The sequence below is a fragment of the Vreelandella songnenensis genome, assembly GCF_003002925.1.
GTDB classification, from domain to species: Bacteria; Pseudomonadota; Gammaproteobacteria; order Pseudomonadales; family Halomonadaceae; genus Vreelandella; species Vreelandella songnenensis.
In genome coordinates, this window is record NZ_PVTK01000007.1 from 113488 (window position 1) to 133944 (window position 20457).

The 20457-nt window shown below is 57.8% G+C and carries 14 protein-coding genes; 4 read left to right on the forward strand and 10 right to left on the reverse strand.

Annotation, left to right across the window (positions count from 1 at the left end; all coding sequences use genetic code 11):
- Position 1 precedes the first annotated feature (1 nt).
- From B0H98_RS12320 to B0H98_RS12335, 4 genes are all read right to left on the reverse strand, one after another.
- Positions 2-823 carry a Na(+)-translocating NADH-quinone reductase subunit C gene (locus B0H98_RS12320; protein WP_106375367.1) on the reverse strand — a complete coding sequence of 274 codons (822 nt, stop codon included), beginning with the start codon at positions 821-823 and terminating at the stop codon, positions 2-4.
- A complete protein-coding gene (locus tag B0H98_RS12325) occupies positions 823-2049 on the reverse strand; it encodes an NADH:ubiquinone reductase (Na(+)-transporting) subunit B (RefSeq protein WP_106375368.1) in 1227 nt (408 codons plus the stop codon). The genes B0H98_RS12320 and B0H98_RS12325 overlap by 1 nt, the downstream gene beginning before the upstream one ends.
- On the reverse strand, positions 2049-3398 hold the full coding sequence (locus B0H98_RS12330) for a Na(+)-translocating NADH-quinone reductase subunit A (protein ID WP_106375369.1): 1350 nt from the start codon (positions 3396-3398) through the stop codon (positions 2049-2051). Before B0H98_RS12330 ends, B0H98_RS12325 begins: the two co-directional genes overlap by 1 nt.
- Positions 3399-3710: 312 nt before the next feature.
- Positions 3711-5171: a glyceraldehyde-3-phosphate dehydrogenase gene (locus B0H98_RS12335; RefSeq protein ID WP_106375370.1), complete on the reverse strand. Its 1461-nt coding sequence runs from the start codon at positions 5169-5171 to the stop codon at positions 3711-3713.
- 224 nt (positions 5172-5395) lie between these two features.
- Here B0H98_RS12335 and mfd point away from each other — a divergent pair, with 224 nt between their 5' ends.
- A complete protein-coding gene (gene mfd / locus B0H98_RS12340; RefSeq protein ID WP_106375371.1) occupies positions 5396-8845 on the forward strand; it encodes a transcription-repair coupling factor in 3450 nt (1149 codons plus the stop codon).
- Positions 8846-8929: 84 nt separating this feature from the next.
- Positions 8930-10057, forward strand: coding sequence for a L,D-transpeptidase family protein (locus B0H98_RS12345; protein WP_106375372.1), 1128 nt, complete (start codon positions 8930-8932; stop codon positions 10055-10057).
- 103 nt (positions 10058-10160) lie between these two features.
- Here the strand turns inward: B0H98_RS12345 and B0H98_RS12350 are convergent, their stop codons facing one another.
- The 6 genes from B0H98_RS12350 to B0H98_RS12375 all read right to left on the reverse strand — a co-directional run bounded on the left by B0H98_RS12350 (position 10161) and on the right by B0H98_RS12375 (position 17994).
- Positions 10161-10424, reverse strand: a complete 264-nt coding sequence (locus B0H98_RS12350) for an Lpp/OprI family alanine-zipper lipoprotein (protein WP_018917296.1) — start codon at positions 10422-10424, stop codon at positions 10161-10163.
- Between the two features lie 209 nt (positions 10425-10633).
- Positions 10634-11263, reverse strand: a complete 630-nt coding sequence (locus B0H98_RS12355; RefSeq protein ID WP_106375373.1) for a L,D-transpeptidase family protein — start codon at positions 11261-11263, stop codon at positions 10634-10636.
- 157 nt (positions 11264-11420) lie between these two features.
- Positions 11421-11885 carry a hypothetical protein gene (locus B0H98_RS12360; RefSeq protein WP_106375374.1) on the reverse strand — a complete coding sequence of 155 codons (465 nt, stop codon included), beginning with the start codon at positions 11883-11885 and terminating at the stop codon, positions 11421-11423.
- A gap of 117 nt (positions 11886-12002) precedes the next feature.
- Complete coding sequence (locus B0H98_RS12365; RefSeq protein WP_106375375.1) at positions 12003-12464, reverse strand: DUF6586 family protein; 462 nt, start codon at positions 12462-12464, stop codon at positions 12003-12005.
- Positions 12461-15088, reverse strand: coding sequence for a type I DNA topoisomerase (topA, locus tag B0H98_RS12370; protein WP_106375376.1), 2628 nt, complete (start codon positions 15086-15088; stop codon positions 12461-12463). Before topA ends, B0H98_RS12365 begins: the two co-directional genes overlap by 4 nt.
- A 299-nt stretch (positions 15089-15387) precedes the next feature.
- Complete coding sequence (locus tag B0H98_RS12375; RefSeq protein ID WP_106375377.1) at positions 15388-17994, reverse strand: DUF3141 domain-containing protein; 2607 nt, start codon at positions 17992-17994, stop codon at positions 15388-15390.
- Between the two features lie 243 nt (positions 17995-18237).
- Between B0H98_RS12375 and B0H98_RS12380 the strand changes: the two genes are divergently transcribed.
- Together B0H98_RS12380 and lipA are read left to right on the forward strand one after the other, a co-directional pair.
- Positions 18238-19221 carry a LysR family transcriptional regulator gene (locus B0H98_RS12380; protein WP_106375378.1) on the forward strand — a complete coding sequence of 328 codons (984 nt, stop codon included), beginning with the start codon at positions 18238-18240 and terminating at the stop codon, positions 19219-19221.
- 159 nt (positions 19222-19380) lie between these two features.
- Complete coding sequence (gene lipA, locus B0H98_RS12385; protein WP_106375379.1) at positions 19381-20433, forward strand: lipoyl synthase; 1053 nt, start codon at positions 19381-19383, stop codon at positions 20431-20433.
- Positions 20434-20457 lie beyond the last annotated feature (24 nt).

Genomic DNA, 20457 nt, shown 5'->3' on the forward strand with positions numbered 1-20457 from the left:
ATTAAGCCCCCTCACCGTCTTCGAAGTCAGTATCGGTGTTTTCGGCATCTTCAGGCTCGGTACCGTCGCGGAATTTCGCAAGGTAAGGACCGAAACCCTCTTCGCTCAGCCAGAACTGCAGCATGTTGGTCACACCATTACTGGTGAGCGTTGCACCGGATAACGCGTCTACTTCATTTTCGTTGCTAGCGCCGCCTTTGGTCAGGTGGATTGCCGGTGAGAGGTCACCCTCTTCATCGTAAATCTCCTTGCCTTCCCACTGGGCCTGCCAGCGCGGATTGTTTACCTCGGCACCGAGTCCCGGCGTTTCGCTATGATCGTAATACGTGATACTCACGATCGTATTGCCGTCGCCCTCAACCGATAGAAAGCCCATCATGCGGCCCCACAGGCCTTGACCACGAATCGGCAGAACGATCTGGTCCGGGTTTTCCTCATCGCCAACGAGGTAGACAGTGGCGTAGTTTTCAACGCGCGAAAGACCTGCGATATCACGATCACCTGAGAGGGTACGGCCCGTTGCCGGGTCACGTGCCGCTTCAAAGCCGTCGTAGGTATCAGGATCAAACTCATCGGAGTAGTCGCCGGTTTCAAGCTCGACCACACGCGCGGTGATTTGCTCTCGGAACGCCTCTTCCACATCCATACCCGGCTCGTACAAGCGTGCCACGTTGAGGATGTTGGTTTTACGATCCAGTTCCTGGTTGAGCTGCTGCGTCGGGCGCAGTGCGACGGCGGCCGTCGAAACGATCACCGAACACACGATGCACAGCGCAAACGCCACAATCAGGATCTTCTTGATGGAGTTATTACCTTGTGCCATTAGGCAGTCTCCTCGGCCGGTACGCCAGTACGCTTGATGCGGCGCTTGATATTGGCCTGGACGAAGAAATGGTCAATCAGCGGTGCAAACAGGTTGGCGAACAGGATGGCCAGCATGATGCCTTCCGGGAAAGCCGGGTTGACCACACGAATCAACACCGTCAATACACCGATCAGCGCGCCAAACAGCAGGCGGCCCTGGGAGGTCATTGAAGCCGACACCGGGTCGGTCGCCATGAAGACCATACCAAACGCAAACCCACCAATCACGAAGTGCCAGTACCACGGCATGTCGAACATGGCGTTGGTATCGGAACCAATCAGGTTGAAGAGCGTACTGGTGGCCACCATCCCGAGAAACACTCCCAACATGATCCGCCAGGAAGCGATACGGGTATAGAGCAACACCAAGGCGCCTATCATGATGGCAAGCGTTGACACCTCACCGACAGACCCCGGCACGAAGCCCAGGAAGGCATCCCACCAGCTGAAGGTATTGGTCAGCGTGTCCATGCCATCCTGGAAAGCCATGGAAAGCGCGGTTGCACCGGTATAACCATCGGCTGCCACCCAGATTGCATCACCGGAGATCTGCGCCGGGTAGGCAAAGTAGAGAAAGGCACGACCGGTCAGCGCCGGGTTGAGGAAGTTCTTGCCGGTACCGCCAAAAATCTCCTTGCCGATCACTACACCAAAGGTAATACCGAGGGCTACCTGCCAAAGCGGAATGGTTGCCGGAAGAATCAACGCGTAGAGCACAGAGGTCACGAAGAAACCTTCATTGACTTCATGGCCGCGCTTGATGGCAAACAGAACTTCCCAGAAGCCGCCGACCGCAAAGGTCACCAGATAGATCGGCAGGAAGTAGACAGCGCCCAGTGCAAAGTTCGCCCAGAGACTGCCCGGGTCATGCCCTGCAGCAATCGCCATGAACAGCGTTTCACGCCAGCCGCTTAAAGCGGCGTAGCCTGAGTCGATGGCAACGTTGGCCTGCCAGCCCGCGTTCCACATGCCGAAGAACATGGCCGGGAAGGTGCAGAGCCAGACGGTGATCATGATGCGCTTTAGATCGATACCATCACGCACGTGCGCCGTGGTTTTGGCAACGCTGGGCGGCGAGTAGAAAATGGTGTCTACCGCTTCGTAGAGCGGGTAGAACTTTTCATACTTGCCGCCTTTATGGAAGTGCGGCTCGATATTATCGAGTGTTTGTCGAATACCCATCATCAGGCCTCTTTCTCGATCATGGTGAGATTGTCACGCAGGATAGGGCCATACTCGTATTTGCCGGGGCAAACGTACGTGCAGAGCGCCAGATCCTCTTCGTCTAGCTCAAGACACCCAAGTTGCATGGCAACTTCAATGTCGCCCACGATCAGCGAACGCAAGAGCTGCGTTGGCATGATGTCCAGTGGCATGACCGTCTCGTACGAACCCACCGGTACCATGGCACGCTCGGAGCCGTTGGTAGAAGTGGTAGGTGCGTAGTTGCGCAGGCCTTTGATGCGGGAAAGATAAATTCCAAGAACCGAATGGCGATCAGTACCCAGCGACAGCCAACCCAGCAAGGCACGCTTGTTGCCTTCTTCGAGCAGGCTGATCTGGTTGCTGAACCGTCCCAGGTAGCTCAGTTGGCCTTCCGCGGTAAAGCCCGAGAAGACGGAGCCGGAGATGACGCGAGTGTCATCGGGTTTGATGACTTCGCCGGCCAGGAGTTCCTCAGTGCTGGCACCCATGCGGGTACGAACAAGGCGAGGCTTCTCGGCGCGCGGACCGCCAATGGCGACAACGCGCTCGGTGCTCAGTTTGCCTTCGGTGAAGAGCTTGCCGAAGGCGATGACATCCTGATAACCGATATGCCAGACTTTCTTATGCAGTGCGACGGGCGAGAGGTAGTGGATATGCGTGCCTACCAGGCCAGCCGGGTGTGGGCCTGCAAAGCTTTCAGCCCTTACACCGTCGATATCACCGCCAGGGATATTGGCGTCAGCACCCGTGCACAGGAAAACGTTGCCCTCGGTCAGGCGTGTTAGCACCTTGAGGCCGTCTTCAAACGCTTGGGTATTTTCATTGATGATGACGGCAGGGTCGGCACTCAGCGGATGAGTATCCACAGCCGTTACAAAAATATCGGCAGGCTTGCTGTCTATCGCAGGTGTTCGAGAGAAAGGACGCGTACGCAGTGCCGTCCAGAGTCCTGTTTCAACCAGTTGGTCGACTACCAGCTGACGATCAAGTTGCGCTAAAGAAGAGCGATCATGGGAAGCGAATGTCATCGCTTCTTCATTTTCTTCGACTTTAATGACCACAGACAGCAGACGACGCTTTTCGCCACGGTTTATTGCAACCACTTCACCGCTGGCAGGTGCGGTGAAGCGCACCCCTTCCACTTTCTTGTCGGTAAAGAGTAGCTGGCCCAGTTTGACCTTATCCCCTTCCTGAACTTCCATGGTTGGCTTCATGCCAACATAGTCAGTGCCCAGGATTGCCACGTAACGCACAGGCTGCGCATCTTCAATACGCTGCTCGGGCGCTCCCGTGATGGGGAGATCCAGGCCTTTTTTGACTTCGATCATAGTCTCGCCCAGTTGATGGATCGGATATACGAAGGTAAGGGGTTCGAATGCTTATTTTCTGCTCAGTGAATTCTTATTTTCTGTCAGATCGTTACCAGTCAGGCCCAAGCACCGCTTGAACCACCCCGAAAAATCCTCCGTATTATAAAGATAAGCGCGGCCAATGACCACATCCCTGATACCCACAAAAAGTGTTATGCACCTATCAATCAGGTTTGATTTTACAATTAAAAACGCCACCCGAAGGTGGCGTTGAAAAAAACCGCGGCGCTGGAAAAGCCGTTTGACAGGCGATTCACCAACTTATAGGCATTAACCGTGGTGTGGCAGCTTGAGAAACTGAACGTTCGACATTTGCTGCAGGATGCGAATCACCTGGCAGCTGTAGCCAAATTCGTTGTCGTACCATACGTACACCACCGCGTGATTATCGTTGGCAATGGTTGCCTTGGCATCCACGATGCCCGCGTGGCGGTTGCCGACGAAGTCCGACGACACCACTTCAGCCGAATCCACGAAGTCGATCTGCTTCTGGTAAGAAGAGTCGATGGACATGCGACGCAGGTAGTCGTTGAGTGACGCTGCATCCGTCGGCTTGTCCAGCGTCAGGTTCAAGATGGCCATGGAGACGTTGGGAGTAGGCACGCGGATGGCGTTACCGGTCAGCTTGCCTTCAAGCTCGGGCAGCGCCTTGGCCGCCGCTTTCGCCGCGCCGGTTTCCGTCAATACCATGTTGAGCGCCGCGCTGCGGCCGCGACGGTCACCCTTGTGATAGTTATCGATCAGGTTCTGGTCGTTGGTGTAGGCATGCACGGTTTCCACGTGGCCATTGGCAACGCCGTACTCATCATTGAGCACCTTGAGTACCGGAACGATGGCATTGGTAGTACAGGAGGCCGCCGAGACAATCCGGTCACTCTCATCGATGGTCGTGTGATTCACGCCGTAAACGATATTCTTGATATCGCCCTTACCCGGAGCGGTCAACAGGGCCTTGGCAGCGCCCTTGCACTCCAGGTGCTGACCCAGGCCCGCTTCATCGCGCCAGATACCGGTGTTATCGACAATCACGGCGTTGTTGATGCCGTAAGTGGTGTAGTCGATTTCGCTGGGCGAATCAGCGTAGATTACCTGAACCACGTTACCGTTAACGGTCAGCGTACGCGCCTCGGCATCAACGGAAATAGTGCCTTCAAACGGGCCGTGCACGGAGTCACGGCGCAGCAAGCTGGCACGCTTTTCCAGGTCCTTGGCCACATCGCCCCGACCACGCACCACAATAGCGCGAAGACGCAGCAGGTTGCCGCCGCCAGCTTTCTCGACCAGCACGCGCGCCAGCAGGCGGCCAATACGGCCAAATCCATACAGCACGACGTCCTGCGGCTCGCCCTTGCTGGCGCCGGGCTGATAACCCTCGATGATGTCCTTGAGCTCGCTGCGCAAGAACGCATCAAGGTCGCCGCCGCCCTGCTTCTTGAACGTCACCGCAAGCTTGCCCACATCCACGTGAGCCGGACCCAGGTTGAGGGCATTCATGGCCTCAACGATGGGGAAGGTATCCTCGACCGAAAGCTCGGTACCTTCAATCTTGCGCACGAAGCGGTGGTCTTTGATGATGCGGATAACCGACTGATTGATCAGCGAGCGCCCAAACATGGTGGCCACAACGTTGTTCTGGCGATACAGGCGTCCGACCAGCGGGATCATCTGCTCTGCCAGGGCTTGATTGTTCTGCCATTCCTGAAAAACGTTCTCGGAAGCTTGCTGACTCACGTGCGGCCTCATAGGGTTAATAAAATTCAACGTATTATCCCGGCCTTACCGCCGAGTCGCAATGAATGGATGGTCGCAGGTCATGTAGGGTTATTACAGAAAACGACGTTTGACTACAAACTCGAAATAGACTCTCTGTGAAACCGCAGCGGCCAAGTCCTCTAATTGAAACGGGTCATCGTGTATGATCACTCCTCCGTTTCAGCGCAAAACGATACCTGACTATGCCATCATTCTCTCTGCTCGAACCGCCCCAGCCGCAAGGAACACGCGACACGCTCTATTGGACAGCGCCACCGGGCAGCGCGTCTGCACTGGCGCTTTCCCAGGTAGCGTCGAGCGCCCCGCTGCTGGTGATTACCCCCAGCACCGCCAGCGCCCAACGCCTGGAACAGGACCTGGCATTTTACAGCGATGTGCCGGTACTGCCCTTTCCGGATTGGGAAACCCTGCCCTACGACAGCTTTTCGCCACACCAGGACATCGTCTCGGCACGCCTGCGCACGCTGCGCCTGCTTCAGGACGGTGTGCGCGGCATCGTACTGGTCCCCATCAATACCCTGATGCAGCGCCTGTCGCCGGTTTCCTATATCGCCGGGCGAGTGATGTCGCTCAAGGCCGGCGCCAAGCTTGATCGAGAGACGTTTCGGGAGTCGCTGACCCGCGCCGGGTATCGCGCCGTCGAAACCGTTTATGAACCCGGCGAATATGCCATGCGCGGCGCCTTGATCGACCTGTTTGCCATGGGCATGGACGAGCCGATCCGCATTGATCTGTTCGACGATGAGATCGATACGCTGCGCCACTTCGATCCCGGCAGCCAACGCTCAACCGACAAGGTCGGCACCATCGAGCTGCTGCCAGCGCATGAATACTCGCTGAGCCGCAGCGCCATTGCCTGTTTTCGCGAGCAGTTCGAGACCCTGTTCGACGTCGATCCGCGCCAGTGCCCGCTGTATAACGACGCCCTCAAGGCTATTCCCTCGCCCGGGCTTGAGCACTATCTGCCGCTGTTTTTCGACGAAACCGCCTCGCTTTTCGATCACGTGACCAGTGACACGCGCGTGGCACTGCTGCCCGGTGTCTTCGAAGCGGCTGAGCAGCACTGGCGCTCCATCGAAGCGCGCTATACCAATCTCGGTGTCGACCCTACCCGCCCGCTACTTCCACCGCACCGGGCGTTCTTTTCGGTCAGCGATGTGTTTTCGGCCATCAAGGCGCGCCCGCGTATCGAGCTTACCGAAAGCACCGAACAGCGCCATGCCCTGCCCCCCAACGCTCAGGCGCTGCCGCCACTTGCCATCAACGCCCGCGCCAAGGAACCCCTGGCGGAGCTGGCTGACTTTCTGGAGAAGCAGCCTAAACTTCGCGTGCTGTTTGTCGCCGAGTCTCGCGGGCGGCGTGAAGCGCTTGAAGAAATACTCGCGCCGCTTACCCGCGCCCTGCCCCACGTGGAAAGCTTCCAGGCCTTTCTGGCAAGCCCGCATACCTATGCGATTACCGAAAGTCTGGTCGATAGCGGCCTGTGGCTGACAGAGCCCGCCGTTGCGGTTATCAGCGAAACCGAGCTGTTCGGCGAAGTGGTACGCCAAAGCCGGCGGCGCGAAAAGGCCACCGACGACAACGAGCTGGCGGTACGCCATCTGTCAGAGCTTCGTGAAGGCGCACCGGTGGTTCACCAAGCCCACGGCGTGGGCCGCTATCTGGGGCTTGAAACGCTTTCGGCCGGGGGCCAGGCCAACGAGTTTCTCGCACTTTCCTATGCCGATGGCGCCAAGCTTTACGTTCCGGTGGACAGCCTGCACCTCATTTCACGCTACAGCGGTGCCGACGACGAGCTGGCTCCGTTGCATAAGCTAGGCTCGGATCAGTGGGAGAAAGCCAGACGCAAGGCGGCCGAGAAGATTCGCGATACGGCGGCGGAGCTGCTCGACGTCTACGCGAGGCGCGAAGCCCAGCAAGGGGTGGTCTACGACGCCCCTGCCGATGAGTATGTGCGCTTTGCCGCCAGCTTCCCGTTTGAAGAGACGCCGGATCAGCAGGCCGCTATCGAAGCCGTGATCGACGATATGGTCTCCCCCCAGCCAATGGACCGCGTGGTGTGTGGCGATGTCGGGTTCGGCAAGACCGAAGTAGCCATGCGCGCGGCGTTTCTGGCAGTGCAGTCAGGCCGTCAGGTGGTCGTGCTGGTGCCCACCACTCTGCTCGCCCGTCAGCATTTCGAGAACTTCCGCGACCGCTTTGCCGACACGGCCGTCAATATCCGCCTTATCTCGCGCTTTACGGCCGGCAAGGAGATGACGCAGACGCTGGAGAGCATCAAGAGCGGCCAGACCGATATCGTGATCGGTACGCACAAGCTGCTGTCCAAAAGCGTCGAGCTGCCCAAGATGGGGCTTCTGATCATCGATGAAGAGCACCGCTTTGGCGTCGCCCAGAAGGAGAAGCTCAAGACACTTCGTGCCGAGGTCGACATTCTGACGCTAACCGCCACGCCCATTCCGCGCACGCTGAACATGGCGATGAGCGGTATTCGTGATCTCTCGATCATTGCAACCCCCCCGGCACGCCGCCTGTCGGTGAAGACCTTTGTCCAGCAGCGTGACAACAGCATCATCAAGGAAGCATTGCTGCGCGAGATACTTCGCGGTGGCCAGGTCTACTTTCTACACAATGAAGTCAAGAGCATCGAAAATGCCGCCGAGCAGATCCGCGAACTGGTGCCCGAAGCAAGAGTAGCGGTGGCTCATGGGCAACTGCCCGAGCGCAGCCTCGAACGAGTCATGTCCGACTTTTACCACCGGCGCTTCAATGTACTGGTGTGCTCGACCATCATTGAAACCGGCATCGATGTGCCCAGCGCCAACACCATCTTGATCGAGCGGGCCGACAAATTCGGTCTGGCACAGCTTCACCAGCTACGCGGGCGTGTAGGACGCAGCCACCACCAGGCGTATGCCTACCTGCTGACTCCGCCACCCAAGGCCATGACCCGCGATGCCGTCAAGCGCCTGGAGGCCATCAGTGCCTCTGACGATCTGGGAGCCGGCTTTACCCTGGCAAGCCATGATATGGAAATTCGCGGGGCGGGTGAGCTGCTGGGCGATGAGCAAAGCGGCCAGATGGAAACCATTGGCTACACTCTATACATGGAAATGCTGGACCGGGCCGTGAAGGCCATTCGTGCCGGCAAGACGCCAAATATCGATGCGCCCTTCAATACCGGCGTGGAAATTAGCCTAAACTTACCGGCATTGATACCCGACGACTATATTCATGATGTGCAGCAGCGTCTGGTGATGTATAAGCGCATTGCCAATACGCAAAGCGAGGGTGAACTCAAGGAGCTGCAGGTCGAGCTGATTGACCGCTTTGGCCTGCTGCCTCAGCCGCTCAAGAATCTGGTACGCCAGACCCGCCTGCGCCAGCGGGCCGAGCAGCTGGGCGTCAGTCGAATAGAGGCAAGCGAAAGCCGCGGCAGAGTACTGTTTGGAGGCTCGACCCAGGTAGATCCTTTAACCCTGGTCACTCTGATCCAGACATCGCCGCAGCACTATCGTCTGGATGGCTCAGATACCCTTCGCTTTGAATTTGCAATGGAAACCGCTGAACAGCGTTTTAAACAGATAGAGTCGCTTTTAAGTACCCTTAATCAAAAAGTAGCGGCGGCGTGAACCTTGGGGCAAACTGGTATCAAGCAACCTCCCCGTTTGCCCGTTTACGCGTACTAGCAGTGCATCAACTCATTAGGAATGACCATGAACACTCGTCAAAAATTCAACCTTTGGGGCCCGACCAGTCTGGCGGTCCTGCTGGCTGCCTCTCTTACCGGCCCGGTTTACGCGCAACAAGCGCCTGAACAGGCAGATAGCGCGCAGACCGTTTCAGCTGAAGCGCAGGCGGGTGCTGAGCAGGCAGTCGAACAGGACCAGCGCGAGCTTCCCCGCGGGCATTTTCGTCTACCCGACCAAGGCGACATCATCGGTGAGTACTACACCGTGACCGTCGAAGACCCCAAGGAAACCCTGATCGATATCGCCCGTCGCCATAACATCGGCTACGAGGAAATGCGCATGGCCAACCCCGGCGTAAGCATGTGGGTACCCGGCGAAGGCACGGAAGTGGTCATTCCGGCCCGCTATATTCTGCCGCCCGCCCCGCGTGAGGGTGTTGTGGTCAATTTGTCTGAACTGCGCATGTACTACTACCCCGCCGACAAGCCCGGCATCGTCGAGACTTATCCGGTGAGCGTTGGCCGTGAAGAGTTCGCAACGCCGGTGGGCATCACGCGCACTACGGTCAAGGTCAAGGACCCTGCCTGGGCGCCACCCGCGTCCATGCGCCGTGAAGCAGCAGAGCGTGGCGACCCTGCCCCCTCTGTGGTACCGCCTGGCCCGGACAACCCCCTGGGCGAACACGCCATCCTGCTGGCCATGCCGAGCTACCTGATCCACGGCACCAACCGTCCTGACGGTGTTGGCATGCGCGCCAGCCGCGGCTGTATCCGCATGTATCCGGAAGACATCAAGTCCCTGTATGAACGCCTGCCAAGCGGCACCCAGGTAAACCTGATGGACGCCCCCTTCAAGGCTGGCTGGGCCGCGGACGGTACGCTGTTCGTGCAGTCCTATCCTCAGCTTGAAGAGAACAAGGGCGACTTCGAGCCGTTGATCAACGCCATTGAGCGCGTCGACGCGCTTATCGAAGACCAGGTGGAAGTAGATTACGAGCAGGTCAAACGCGCCGTAGAATCCCCTGACGGCCACTTCGTTGCCCTGTACGGCCCTCAGGCACCAGCGCCAGCTGAAGAGGCGCCTGCAGAGCTTAACGGCCTGTTTGAAGAAGTTGAGCTAAGCCAGGCACCGCCTGCTGAAGAAGATGCTTGACGCAATGAAGTGATCAGCCACAAAAAAACCCCGCCGAGGCGGGGTTTTTTTACATCTTCAGCAAACCGCTGAGCCAAACTGCTGCCCAGTGGTCCAAGCAGAATTACTTCTGCATGGAGCGCTGGAACATGCGGTTCATTTCTTCGCGGTTCTGCTCGGACATCTGCAGGGCAGCTTGCGCGTCGCGCTGAGCTTGGTTAGCAGTGTTCAGAGCTTGTGAAGCCATGCTGCGTGCTTCTGCGGCGTCAGCCTGTGCAGATTCAGCAGTCATGCGAACTTCTTCCAGAGCGCTGGTAGAAGCACAGCCAGCCAGGATTGCCAGAGAAGCGGCAGCGGCGGTCATTTTCAGAGTAGTCTTCAGAGTCATGATGTTCTCCTTGAGTCTTCCTTGGGTACAACGTTAATGGTATGACAAAGTCAGGCTAAGTGCTTAGTGCCACTTTGTCTACCTGCGGTGCAGGTTCTCTACAGTGACTTGTGCATGAGCACGTAAGTCAAACGCTGTTTTATAATAGACCACAACGCTTGTCTATAGCCACTTGTACAAAACCTCGTACTTCCTTCAACGACATAAGACTAGCGGATCACGACGCGAGTGCCAACATCAACGAGTTCTGCAACTCGCTCAATTTGCTCATTTGTCACTGCCACGCACCCTTGGGTCCAGTGATAGCGGCCATGAATCTCGGGATCACCGCTTCCGATGCCATGAATTCCGATTGCCCCACCCAGCGCAGTATCCTGCGGTGGATGTCCATAACGACGATAGTAATCGAAATAGGCTTCATAGTCGCCTTGCGAGTAGATGCCTTTTTCCAACGCCATTCGCGCATGGGCTGGCGTAGGATAATCGATACCGAGGAATATATGCCACCGACTTTGGTAATTAAATCGGTTAATGCGAAATTCACCCAACGGCGTGACGTTATCACCCCGTACACGCTGTGTCTTGGCGCCCGAGCGGCCCAATGAAATGGGCCCATAGTGCTCCACCAACGCATCACCACGATACACGCTGAGCGTTGACTGCTGATCGTCGATCATCAGCCATAGCTCACTGCTGTAGCGGGGAATATGCGCCCGCGACAACAGCGTTTCAACCAGGTCGGTTGGCTGGGTATCAAGGGTGACGCTTGACGTGGCAGCGCTGGCAACCGCTGGCCAGCCTAGCGCCAGCGCTAAAAAACGGCGGCGGTTCAATGGCATGAAAGAGCCCTCAAAACGGGCCAGCTAGCGGCTGACCAACTAAGCATTTCTGGGGGCTGTTATACCCTATAACCGCCGCCGGTGTCAGTGATATCACCCAACTATTTAACACTGATTCTTACAAAAACGTGTCAATTCGGCATCATTCAACGCAGCGCTAGATATCGGCAAACTCCTGCATGTTAGTCACAAGCTTGCGCACCTGCGCCTCATGGCCTTGTGCCAACGAAGTGAAGAAGGTGGCTTCTGGCTCGATTCTCGCCCGCAGGGCGCGATGCTCATAAAGCGCCTGAAGCCGCGTATGAGTTTCAATCGCCACTTGGGTGATGTCATCTACAGAACCGGTTACCGATTTATCGGCCAACTGTTCAAGCTCGGGGGGCTCGGGAAACTCACTGGACTCATCGAACCACGTTTCAAGCACTTTCGAATGATCTGCACCGTCATGAAAAAGGTCATCGAGGCCTTTTTGCATCTTGATTTCCTGGCTTGCAAGGTACGTCAGCGCCATTTGCATACGCTCATTATCTGTCTTGTCTGCCGCTTCACTGTATTGCTGGGCCATTTGCTTGTGAAAACCCTCCGCCCAAACAATGAGATCCTTGACCGTATTGTAACGCATCCTTGTCTCCTCTCTACTTGCCAAACTTGCCAATCACAAAGTGAGGCCACCATAACGCTAGTGGCCAACTGTTTGATATTGAAAGTACAGCGTAGTTCAGTCGCGATGTTTCCAGCGCTACCACTCCAGGCTGGTTTCCCGGAGCGAGGCTATTTCACGCTTGGCAGACTCTAGGCAGGCAAGCAGTTGAGTGGCTAAATCGGCCTGATTTCCCACGGCGATCATGGCGGGGTTGGCAGGCGCACGTCGGGCAGCGCCTTCACTACTGTGCAACTGCTCAAGTTGATGGACCAGCCAGCCAAGCCAGCTTTCCGGCGTGTTCATTACGTCACGCAAGCGCTGAAGCTCGGCAAGCTGCGGGCCACCATCTGCAAGCAGCAGACGCCAAGCGTGATTTTCCAGCCGCGCATGCTCGGTAACTTCCTTGAGCAGCGAATTCAGCGCAAGCTCCAACAGCGCAAGCGCGCTCTCCTCAAGCGCCATCTGACGAGCCTGGGCATGCTCGTCATCGCCTTTCGCCATGCCGACCAGCAGTTCGACCTGGTAAAGGAGCTGATTGGTACGGGCACGCGGGCTCATTTACGCTTGTCTTCCACGTGCCATTTACCTGCCTCATACGTGGCTTTCCAGCCAGTCGCCTTGCCCTCTTCATCGGTCATCACGTACTGCTCTTTGTTCTTGCGCGAGTAGCGGATCTGCGCCGGCCGGCCATCCGGATCTTCGCTGGGTGCGTCAAGGATGAAGTGATACTTCTCCGGCAGCTCATCGCGGTGAGCCTTGAGCTCCTTGACCAGCGGCGGTCGCGTCTCACGATTCTTGGGGAATTTGCTGGCCGCCAGAAACAGTCCGCTTGCCCCGTCGCGCAGCACGTAGTGGTCATCCACTTTCTGACAGGCCAGTTCCGGCATCGGGATAGGGTCCATCTTCGGCGGCGCCACTTCGCCGCTTTTCAACAGCTTGCGGGTATTCTTGCACTCGCTGTTGGTGCAGCCGAAGTACTTGCCAAACCGACCCGACTTGAGCTGCATTTCAGAGCCACACTTGTCGCACTCGATGACCGGGCCGTCATAGCCCTTGATCTTGAACTTGCCCTGCTCGATCTCATAACCGTCGCAATCCGGGCTGTTGCCACAGATATGCAGCTTGCGGGTTTCATCAATCAGGTAGTTGTCCATCGCCGTGCCGCACTTGGTGCAGCGGCGCTTGGCACGCAGGGCATTGGTCTCGGCCTCGTCGCCGGCATCCGCCGCCACGGCCTCTTCACCAGGGATAAGATCAATGGTTGTCTTGCAGCGCTCCTTGGGCGGCAGGTTATAGCCACTGCAGCCCAGGAACACACCGGTCGAGGCGGTACGAATCTGCATCTTGCGCCCACAGGAGGGGCAGTCGATATCCGTCGGCACCGGCTGGTTGGGGCGCATTCCGTCGTCGCTTTCCGCCTTGGCGAGCTCTTCACGAAACTCGCCGTAAAAGGCATCCAGCAGCGCCTGCCAGTTGCGCTCGCCCTCGGCCACCTCATCGAGGCTATCTTCCATGCGCGCGGTAAACGAGAAATCCATCAGGTCCGGGAACGACTCTTTCAAGCGCTCAGTGACAATATCGCCCAGCTTCTCAGCATAGAAGCGGCGATTTTCCAGCTTCACATAGCCGCGATCCTGAATCGTGGAAATGATCGACGCGTAGGTAGAGGGCCGGCCAATGCCCTGCTTCTCAAGCTCCTTGACCAGGCTGGCCTCGGTGTAACGTGCCGGCGGCTTGGTAAAGTGCTGCTGCGGGTCGAGGGTTTCCAGCGCCATGGGTGTGCCCTTAGGCAGGTCCGGCAGCGTCTGGTCTTCGTTCTTGCCGCTGGGCTTCATCACCCGCGTATAGCCGTCAAACTGGAGCACGCGGCCTTTGGCGCGCAGGTCATAGCCCTCTACCTCAACACTCAGCGTGCTGGAAAGGTACTCGGCCGGGGTCATCTGACACGCCACGAACTGGCGCCAGATCAGCTCGTACAAACGCTCGGCATCGCGCTCCATGCCGGCAAGGTCGGTCGCCTTGCGCTCAACGCTTGAAGGCCGGATAGCTTCGTGGGCCTCCTGAGCGCTCTCCTTGCTGCTGTAGCGATTGGGCGCCTCGGGCAGGTAGCGCTCGCCGTACTCGCTGCCGATAAACTCGCGAACGCTCTCGACGGCATCCTTGGAAAGATTGGTCGAGTCGGTACGCATATAGGTAATGTAGCCAGCTTCATACAGGCGCTGAGCCATGGTCATGGTTTTCTTGACCGAGAAGCCCAGGCGGCCGCTGGCCGCCTGCTGCAGTGTAGAGGTAATAAAAGGCGCCGCCGGCTTGGAACTGGTCGGCTTGTCTTCCCGGGAAGTGATCGAGAGCTTGGCCTTGCGCAGCGCCTCGATGCTGGCCATGGTTTCCTTTTCAGAGGTAGGCCGATACGCCTTGCCATCCTGCCGTGCAAGAGCGAAGCGCACCAGCTCACCGTCAGGGGATACCAGGTCGGCATGCACATCCCAGAACTCTTCAGGAATGAACGCACGAATATCCCGCTCGCGCTCGACGATAAGGCGTACCGCCACGGACTGAACCCGCCCGGCGGAGAGCCCGCGGGCAATCTTGGCCCACAGCAGCGGGGAAAGCATGAAGCCCACTACCCGGTCGAGAAAACGCCGCGCCTGCTGCGCTTCCACGCGGGGAATATTCAGAACCCCCGGCGCCTTGAACGCATCCTGAATGGCGTTTTTGGTGATTTCGTTGAATACCACGCGCTTGTAGCGGCTATCGTCACCGCCAATGGTTTCGCGAAGGTGCCAGGCGATGGCTTCCCCTTCACGGTCCAAATCCGTCGCCAGGTAAACGGCGTCAGCCTTTTCAGCGAGCTTCTTTAATTCGGCCACCACCTTCTCTTTACCGGGCAGCACCTCATAGTGCGCTTCCCACCCATTGTTCGGGTCGATCCCCATGCGCCGGATCAGCTGATCCTGACTCTTGCGCTTTTTATACTCAGCCTTCTCTTCCGCCGACATCTTGCGTGTTGCCGCGGCCTGGCGAGCGCGCTCCTTGGGGTCGGAAGCTGCCTTGCCCGAGCCGCTGGTCGGCAGGTCACGGATGTGACCCACGCTCGACTTAACGATGAAATCGTTGCCGAGATACTTATTGATCGTCTTCGCTTTAGCCGGCGACTCGACGATGACCAGTGACTTGCCCATAGTGCTCCACTTATCTATTGCTTAGGCTGACCAGCCCACGCCTGAATACGGTACCGTACAGTGTGAGGATAAACGGCCTGACCCGTGACCAGCACAATTATACGGATGAAAAAATGCGCCTACCCTACCCCAGCCCTTGACTAAGCGCCAGTAGCAAGCGAACGCTAAAGAACAAACCTTACTTTTTATACCGAAGTAGCTAGACACTAGACCGCCACTTGAAGAACGGCAACCCACCATTGCGCTATAAACAAAACGCCCCTGCCTTAAGGCAGGGGCGTGGTCAGGTCAGAAAGCGCTTAACGTTTACGTGGCGTTTTGCGCTGAGTGATGTCGGCAGCCGGTTTTTTCACCTCGGCGGTTTTTTCAGACTCATCGGCTTTCGGTGGCGGTGAAACCGCCTTGACTGCCTGCTCATCAGTAGCGGATGAAGCTTTCACAGCCCCCTTTTTATTGACCTCACTGCCCTGCTTGACGACAGCCTTGGTCACTACCGGGTTTTCAACCTGGGCGTCTGTCACCGCCGCTTTCGCTTTACTGGGTGCAGCAGGCTTTTTAGCTACGGGTTTGCTTTCAGCGGATTTCTTCACCGACGCATTGGTAGATGCCGCTGACGCTTTGGGCGCTGCCACACCCTTTGGCGCAGACTCCTCAGGGCGGGCTTGGTCAAACAGCGCTTTCACCTGGACAAAACGCTCGGCGGCGTGCTCTGAAAGTTCACCGCTTGCTGCAAACACGTGCTCGAGATTTTTGATATGCGCATCGATATCGCTGCTGCCTTGCCCAGCCAGCAGCGCAGGCAGCGTCTTCAATGCCTGCTCGCGATCCAGCTTCAAAATGGAGAACTGTTCGCGTACAAGGCGCTTGAACTCGCTAAGCTCGATACTCGTTTCAAGCTTGGCCCGCGAGGCGCGCAGACGCTTGAAGTTGCGCTCATCGGTCGCCGGCGCCCCGCCCATGACGTAAATCAACGAGCGCATGATGGCTTCCTGGGGGCCGCCCTTGGCAATCTGCTCACGCAGCTCTTCCTGACGGCGCGCCAGAAAGCGGCGGTGCTCGGGTTCTGCACCCGGGCGGCGGCGATGCACGTGCGCATCACCGTATAGTCCAACCGCTGCCTGAAGCTGAGGCTGACCGTAGATATCCATGAACAGCCGCTCTGTATGGCTGTCGCGCAGGTCACGCATGGCATTCAACGAGGCTACGATGTGATCAGAGCCCATTGTTTCAAGCGCCTTGAACAGATTATCCGGCGCCACTTCCCGGCGGTTCTTGCGAATGGCCTCGGCCATGACCGGCAGCGGCACAGACAATGGATTGCGATCCGACAACAGCTTGTACCCAAGCCGAATGGGGTGCATGCGGCGAATGAAACGCGCCGCTTCCGGCGTCATGACCGCCTGCAGCCACGGCTGCACGTAGAGCCGATAAAGCCCCAGATTGATTTCTGACAGTCGCGCCACGGTGGCAAAGCGGCGATCATCCTCGGCGCTATGCTGCACTTCCTGATCCAATTCTTCAAAGTTGCGCGGAGTAAACTCAAGCAGGTAGTCGCGCTCGTAGAGACTTGCATCGCTGCCTTCTGGTGGCTTGGTGGCCGTTGTCTCGTAAAGACCGGGCGGCAGCACATCGATGTAGTCCATGTTGGCAGTGAACTCGGAATGCTCCTTGCGCGATACGCTGCCGGACACAAAGATTCCCAGGTGCCCGGTAGTGTCGTGCATGCAGTAAACGATGGTCTGGTCGTTGGCAATGATATCGTCGGTGTCTTCGTAAAGATCGCGTATCCAGCCAAGCGCCTGCGGGGGCGGCGTAATATCGTCTCCTCGCGAGCAGAACACCACGACAGGCGAGCGCAGATTGCGCAGATCGATACGCCGCCCGTCGCGAGTGACCAGCTGTGCCGTCGAGAGCCGGTTGCCCACAAACAGGTTATCGACGATGTACTGAATCTCTTCGCCACCCAACACCACATGGCCGCCCCACCAGCGCTCGAAGTCCAGATAGCGCTGGCTCTCTGTGTCCACGTTGGCGTAAAGGTGATACTGCTTTTTCCAATAGGTATTGGCCGGGTTAAGACGCTCGAAGTTCTGCACCAGCCAAGCGCCGTCGAACAGGCCATTGCCCATATCGCTGGTAAACGCCGTTACCCAGCTACCGCCGGTCATCCCGCCGGTATAGCGCATGGGCGCCTTGCCATGCTCACCCGCCCAATAGGAAAGTGGCGCGCCGGCGATCAGAATGGGACCAAAGAGATCCGGCTCGAGCGCGGCGGCCATCATCAGCTGCCAGCCCGCCTGACAGTTACCCACCACCATGGGCTTTTCGCTGGTGTCTGGATGAAGCTCGATCACATGACGCAAAAAGGCAATTTCGGCTTCGACCACATCCTCAACGGTTTGCCCCGGTTCGGGGAACGGCAGAAACCCGACGAAGTAGCAGGGGTGTCCCGCCTTCAACGCCACGCCCAGCTCGCTGTCGGGCTTGAAACCGCCAATGCCAGGGCCATGGCCGGCACGCGGGTCAACGACCACGAAGGGGCGCTTTTTTGTGTCGATGACGGTGCCTTCCGGGGGCAACACACGCAACAGTTCGTAGTTGGTAGGCTGGGGCAGCGTTCGGCCGTCGAGCAGTACCTCGGTTTCAAAACCCAGCACGTTGGGCTTGGTTTGCTCCATGTGCTCAAGATACTGGTTACCGCGCTCGCGCATGACATCCCAGTACAGCACGCTGCGCTCAACGCTATCGCGCCAGTAGTCGGTCGCCGCACGGCCGATCCCGAAAGGGTCCATCATCGAGGTCAAGACATTGCTGCCAGCCAAGCGATCCGACGGTTCGCCTGATGCTTTTGTCCAGGCGCTTAGCAGGGGATTAGCGGCGAGCAAAGAATTGGCAAGAAAATTCATAGAGTCTCCCAAGGGTGAATGCGCAGGCGATCAACCCAACAGCCAGAATGCTGCGATGCAATATAGTCTAGGCCACTCCATGGCCAGCGTCGATAAATAGCGCTGCTGTTTTTACACGTTCAACGTAACCTACCGACACAGCAGGCAGAAACCATCAAACAGTGATAGCATTTTCCCAGGCTTTCGTGGTTTATAGCGCCGCCCGCAGCTTTCGCGTGCGCAGGCCGATTTTCAGAGGTTGTCATGTCATCTCCCAAGCTGCTTAACCGGCTGACCTTTCGCCAACTGCAGGTATTTCAAGCCGTACACCGCCAGCGCTCCTACTCCCGCGCGGCGGAACAGCTTGGATTGACCCAGCCTGCGGTCAGCGCCCAGATTCGCCAGCTTGAACAGGCGCTCGGTCAGACGCTTTTCAAATACGCGGGCAAGACCCTACACGTGCTGCCGGCGGCGGACACGCTGGCGCTTTCGACTCAGGAAATATTTGGTCAGCTTTCGCGTCTGCAGATGAATCTTTCGGATATCAACGGCAAGATTTCCGGCGAGCTGAACCTGGCAGCCGTATCCTCCGCCCAGTACATCGTGCCGTACATTCTGGCGCGCTTTCGCGCCCGCTATCCGGACATCCAGGTACGCCTGAAAGTTTGTAACCGCAGTCAAGCGCTCGAACGCCTGGCACAGCAGCAGGATGACCTGGTGATCATGGCCATGGTGCCGGAAGATGACCGTCTGGAGGTGATGCCTATCATTGACAACGAGCTGGTGGCGGTCGTGTGGCCGGAGCACCCTCTTCTGGATATGCAGGCGGCCACCCTCGCCGACTTTGCCCGCCACTATGTACTGATGCGTGAGCCCGGCTCGGGCGTGCGCAGCGCCTTTGAGCAACTGGCGGCGTTTCAGAAAGTCGCGCTTTCGCACCGTATTGAACTAGGCACCAACGAAGCCATCAAACAGGGCGTCATGGCGCACCTGGGGGTTGCCGTACTGCCTCGTCTGGCGGTACGCCTGGAGCTTGAGCAGGGTCTACTGACCGAGCTTTCACTGGCGGATTTCCCCATACGCCGCGCCTGGTGCACGGTGTACCGCCGCGAACGCTTTCCCACTCCGGTAGCCGAACTCTTCTTGCGCTTTGTGCGCGAACACCTGACGCAGTTCCAGCACCATTTCAGGGCTCCATCAAGCCCGCTGCCCAGCCACGGCGTTGCCTGTTTGCCCATGACCCCCTAGGCAAGGCAGCGGTGTCCAGTTAATCCACAGATATGTTACATTACGCCCTACTACCTACGTATTAATTGGCAACGTATCAATCGGCATGACTTGAGGGGCAAGCGCTTAGGTTTTCTGTGATAAGCCCTGCCTGCCGCACAGTAGAGAGGCTCTATTTCTATGAGCAATAACCCCACGCAGCGTGTGCCCAGCGGCCAGAAATTTCGCAATGAACATGGCACCACGGCGATCAAGGATGGCATGAAGGTGCGCGCCGCTCAGGCCGAGGCGCCCTCCCTTGAACGCAAGCCCAAATGGCTACGCGCCCAGATTCCCGGTGGCGAACGCTTTGAAGCGGTCAAGCGCAACGTTGCCACTCATCGCCTGAGCACCGTGTGCGCCGAGTCGCACTGCCCCAACATGGGCGAGTGCTGGAGCAACGGTACGGCTACCATCATGCTGATGGGCTCGGTATGCACTCGCGCCTGTCGGTTCTGCGCCGTGGATACGGGTAACCCCAAGGGCTGGCTGGACCTTGAAGAGCCGGAGAACACCGCCAAGTCCGTCGAGCTGATGGGGCTTCGCTACATTGTGCTTACTTCTGTGGATCGCGACGACCTGGAAGACGGTGGCGCCTCCCACTACGCCAGCTGTATCCAGTCCATCAAGGCGCGCACGCCGGAAGTGGTCGTCGAAGCGCTGACGCCAGATTTCGACGGCGAGCTTCAGGCAATCGAGCGCGTGGTCGATTCGGGTCTGGAAGTATTTGCCCAGAACGTTGAAACCGTGGAGCGTTTGACCAGTCGGGTACGCGATCCGCGTGCGGGCTATCGCAAGACGCTGGACGTACTGGCCCATGCCAAGAAGCACCGCCCCGAGGTGATTACCAAAACCAGCATCATGCTGGGCCTGGGTGAAACGGATGAAGAGATTCTGCAGACCTTTGATGACCTGCGCGAAATCGGCGTGGATATCGTGACGCTCGGCCAGTATCTGCGCCCCACGAAAAACCACCTGCCCGTCGAGCGCTGGGTGAGCCCTGAAGAGTTTGATCGGTATCGTGAAATAGGCCTTGAGAAAGGCTTTATGGAAGTGCCTTCAGGTCCCCTGGTTCGTTCAAGCTACCGTGCCGACCGGGTATTCGAAAAGAACAATCTGGGCCTGGCCTCTCCGGCCAAGGTGCCGGGTCAGGAACCCGACCCCAACATCATCCCCGCGTTTAACGTCGGCTAGCCGTTTGTGGCTGACAAAAAACCG

Bases quoted from the DNA above. Each gene is read 5' to 3' on its own strand.
- B0H98_RS12330 (WP_106375369.1), bottom strand. From the start codon at position 3,398: ATGATCGAAGTCAAAAAAGGCCTGGATCTCCCCATCACGGGAGCGCCC.
- B0H98_RS12365 (WP_106375375.1), bottom strand. From the start codon at position 12,464: ATGAGCCCGCGTGCCCGTACCAATCAGCTCCTTTACCAGGTCGAACTG.
- B0H98_RS12360 (WP_106375374.1), bottom strand. From the start codon at position 11,885: ATGCGTTACAATACGGTCAAGGATCTCATTGTTTGGGCGGAGGGTTTT.
- B0H98_RS12325 (WP_106375368.1), bottom strand. From the start codon at position 2,049: ATGATGGGTATTCGACAAACACTCGATAATATCGAGCCGCACTTCCAT.
- lipA (WP_106375379.1), top strand. From the start codon at position 19,381: ATGAGCAATAACCCCACGCAGCGTGTGCCCAGCGGCCAGAAATTTCGC.
- B0H98_RS12380 (WP_106375378.1), top strand. From the start codon at position 18,238: ATGTCATCTCCCAAGCTGCTTAACCGGCTGACCTTTCGCCAACTGCAG.
- B0H98_RS12355 (WP_106375373.1), bottom strand. From the start codon at position 11,263: ATGCCATTGAACCGCCGCCGTTTTTTAGCGCTGGCGCTAGGCTGGCCA.
- B0H98_RS12345 (WP_106375372.1), top strand. From the start codon at position 8,930: ATGAACACTCGTCAAAAATTCAACCTTTGGGGCCCGACCAGTCTGGCG.
- B0H98_RS12320 (WP_106375367.1), bottom strand. From the start codon at position 823: ATGGCACAAGGTAATAACTCCATCAAGAAGATCCTGATTGTGGCGTTT.
- B0H98_RS12375 (WP_106375377.1), bottom strand. From the start codon at position 17,994: ATGAATTTTCTTGCCAATTCTTTGCTCGCCGCTAATCCCCTGCTAAGC.
- B0H98_RS12350 (WP_018917296.1), bottom strand. From the start codon at position 10,424: ATGACTCTGAAGACTACTCTGAAAATGACCGCCGCTGCCGCTTCTCTG.
- mfd (WP_106375371.1), top strand. From the start codon at position 5,396: ATGCCATCATTCTCTCTGCTCGAACCGCCCCAGCCGCAAGGAACACGC.
- topA (WP_106375376.1), bottom strand. From the start codon at position 15,088: ATGGGCAAGTCACTGGTCATCGTCGAGTCGCCGGCTAAAGCGAAGACG.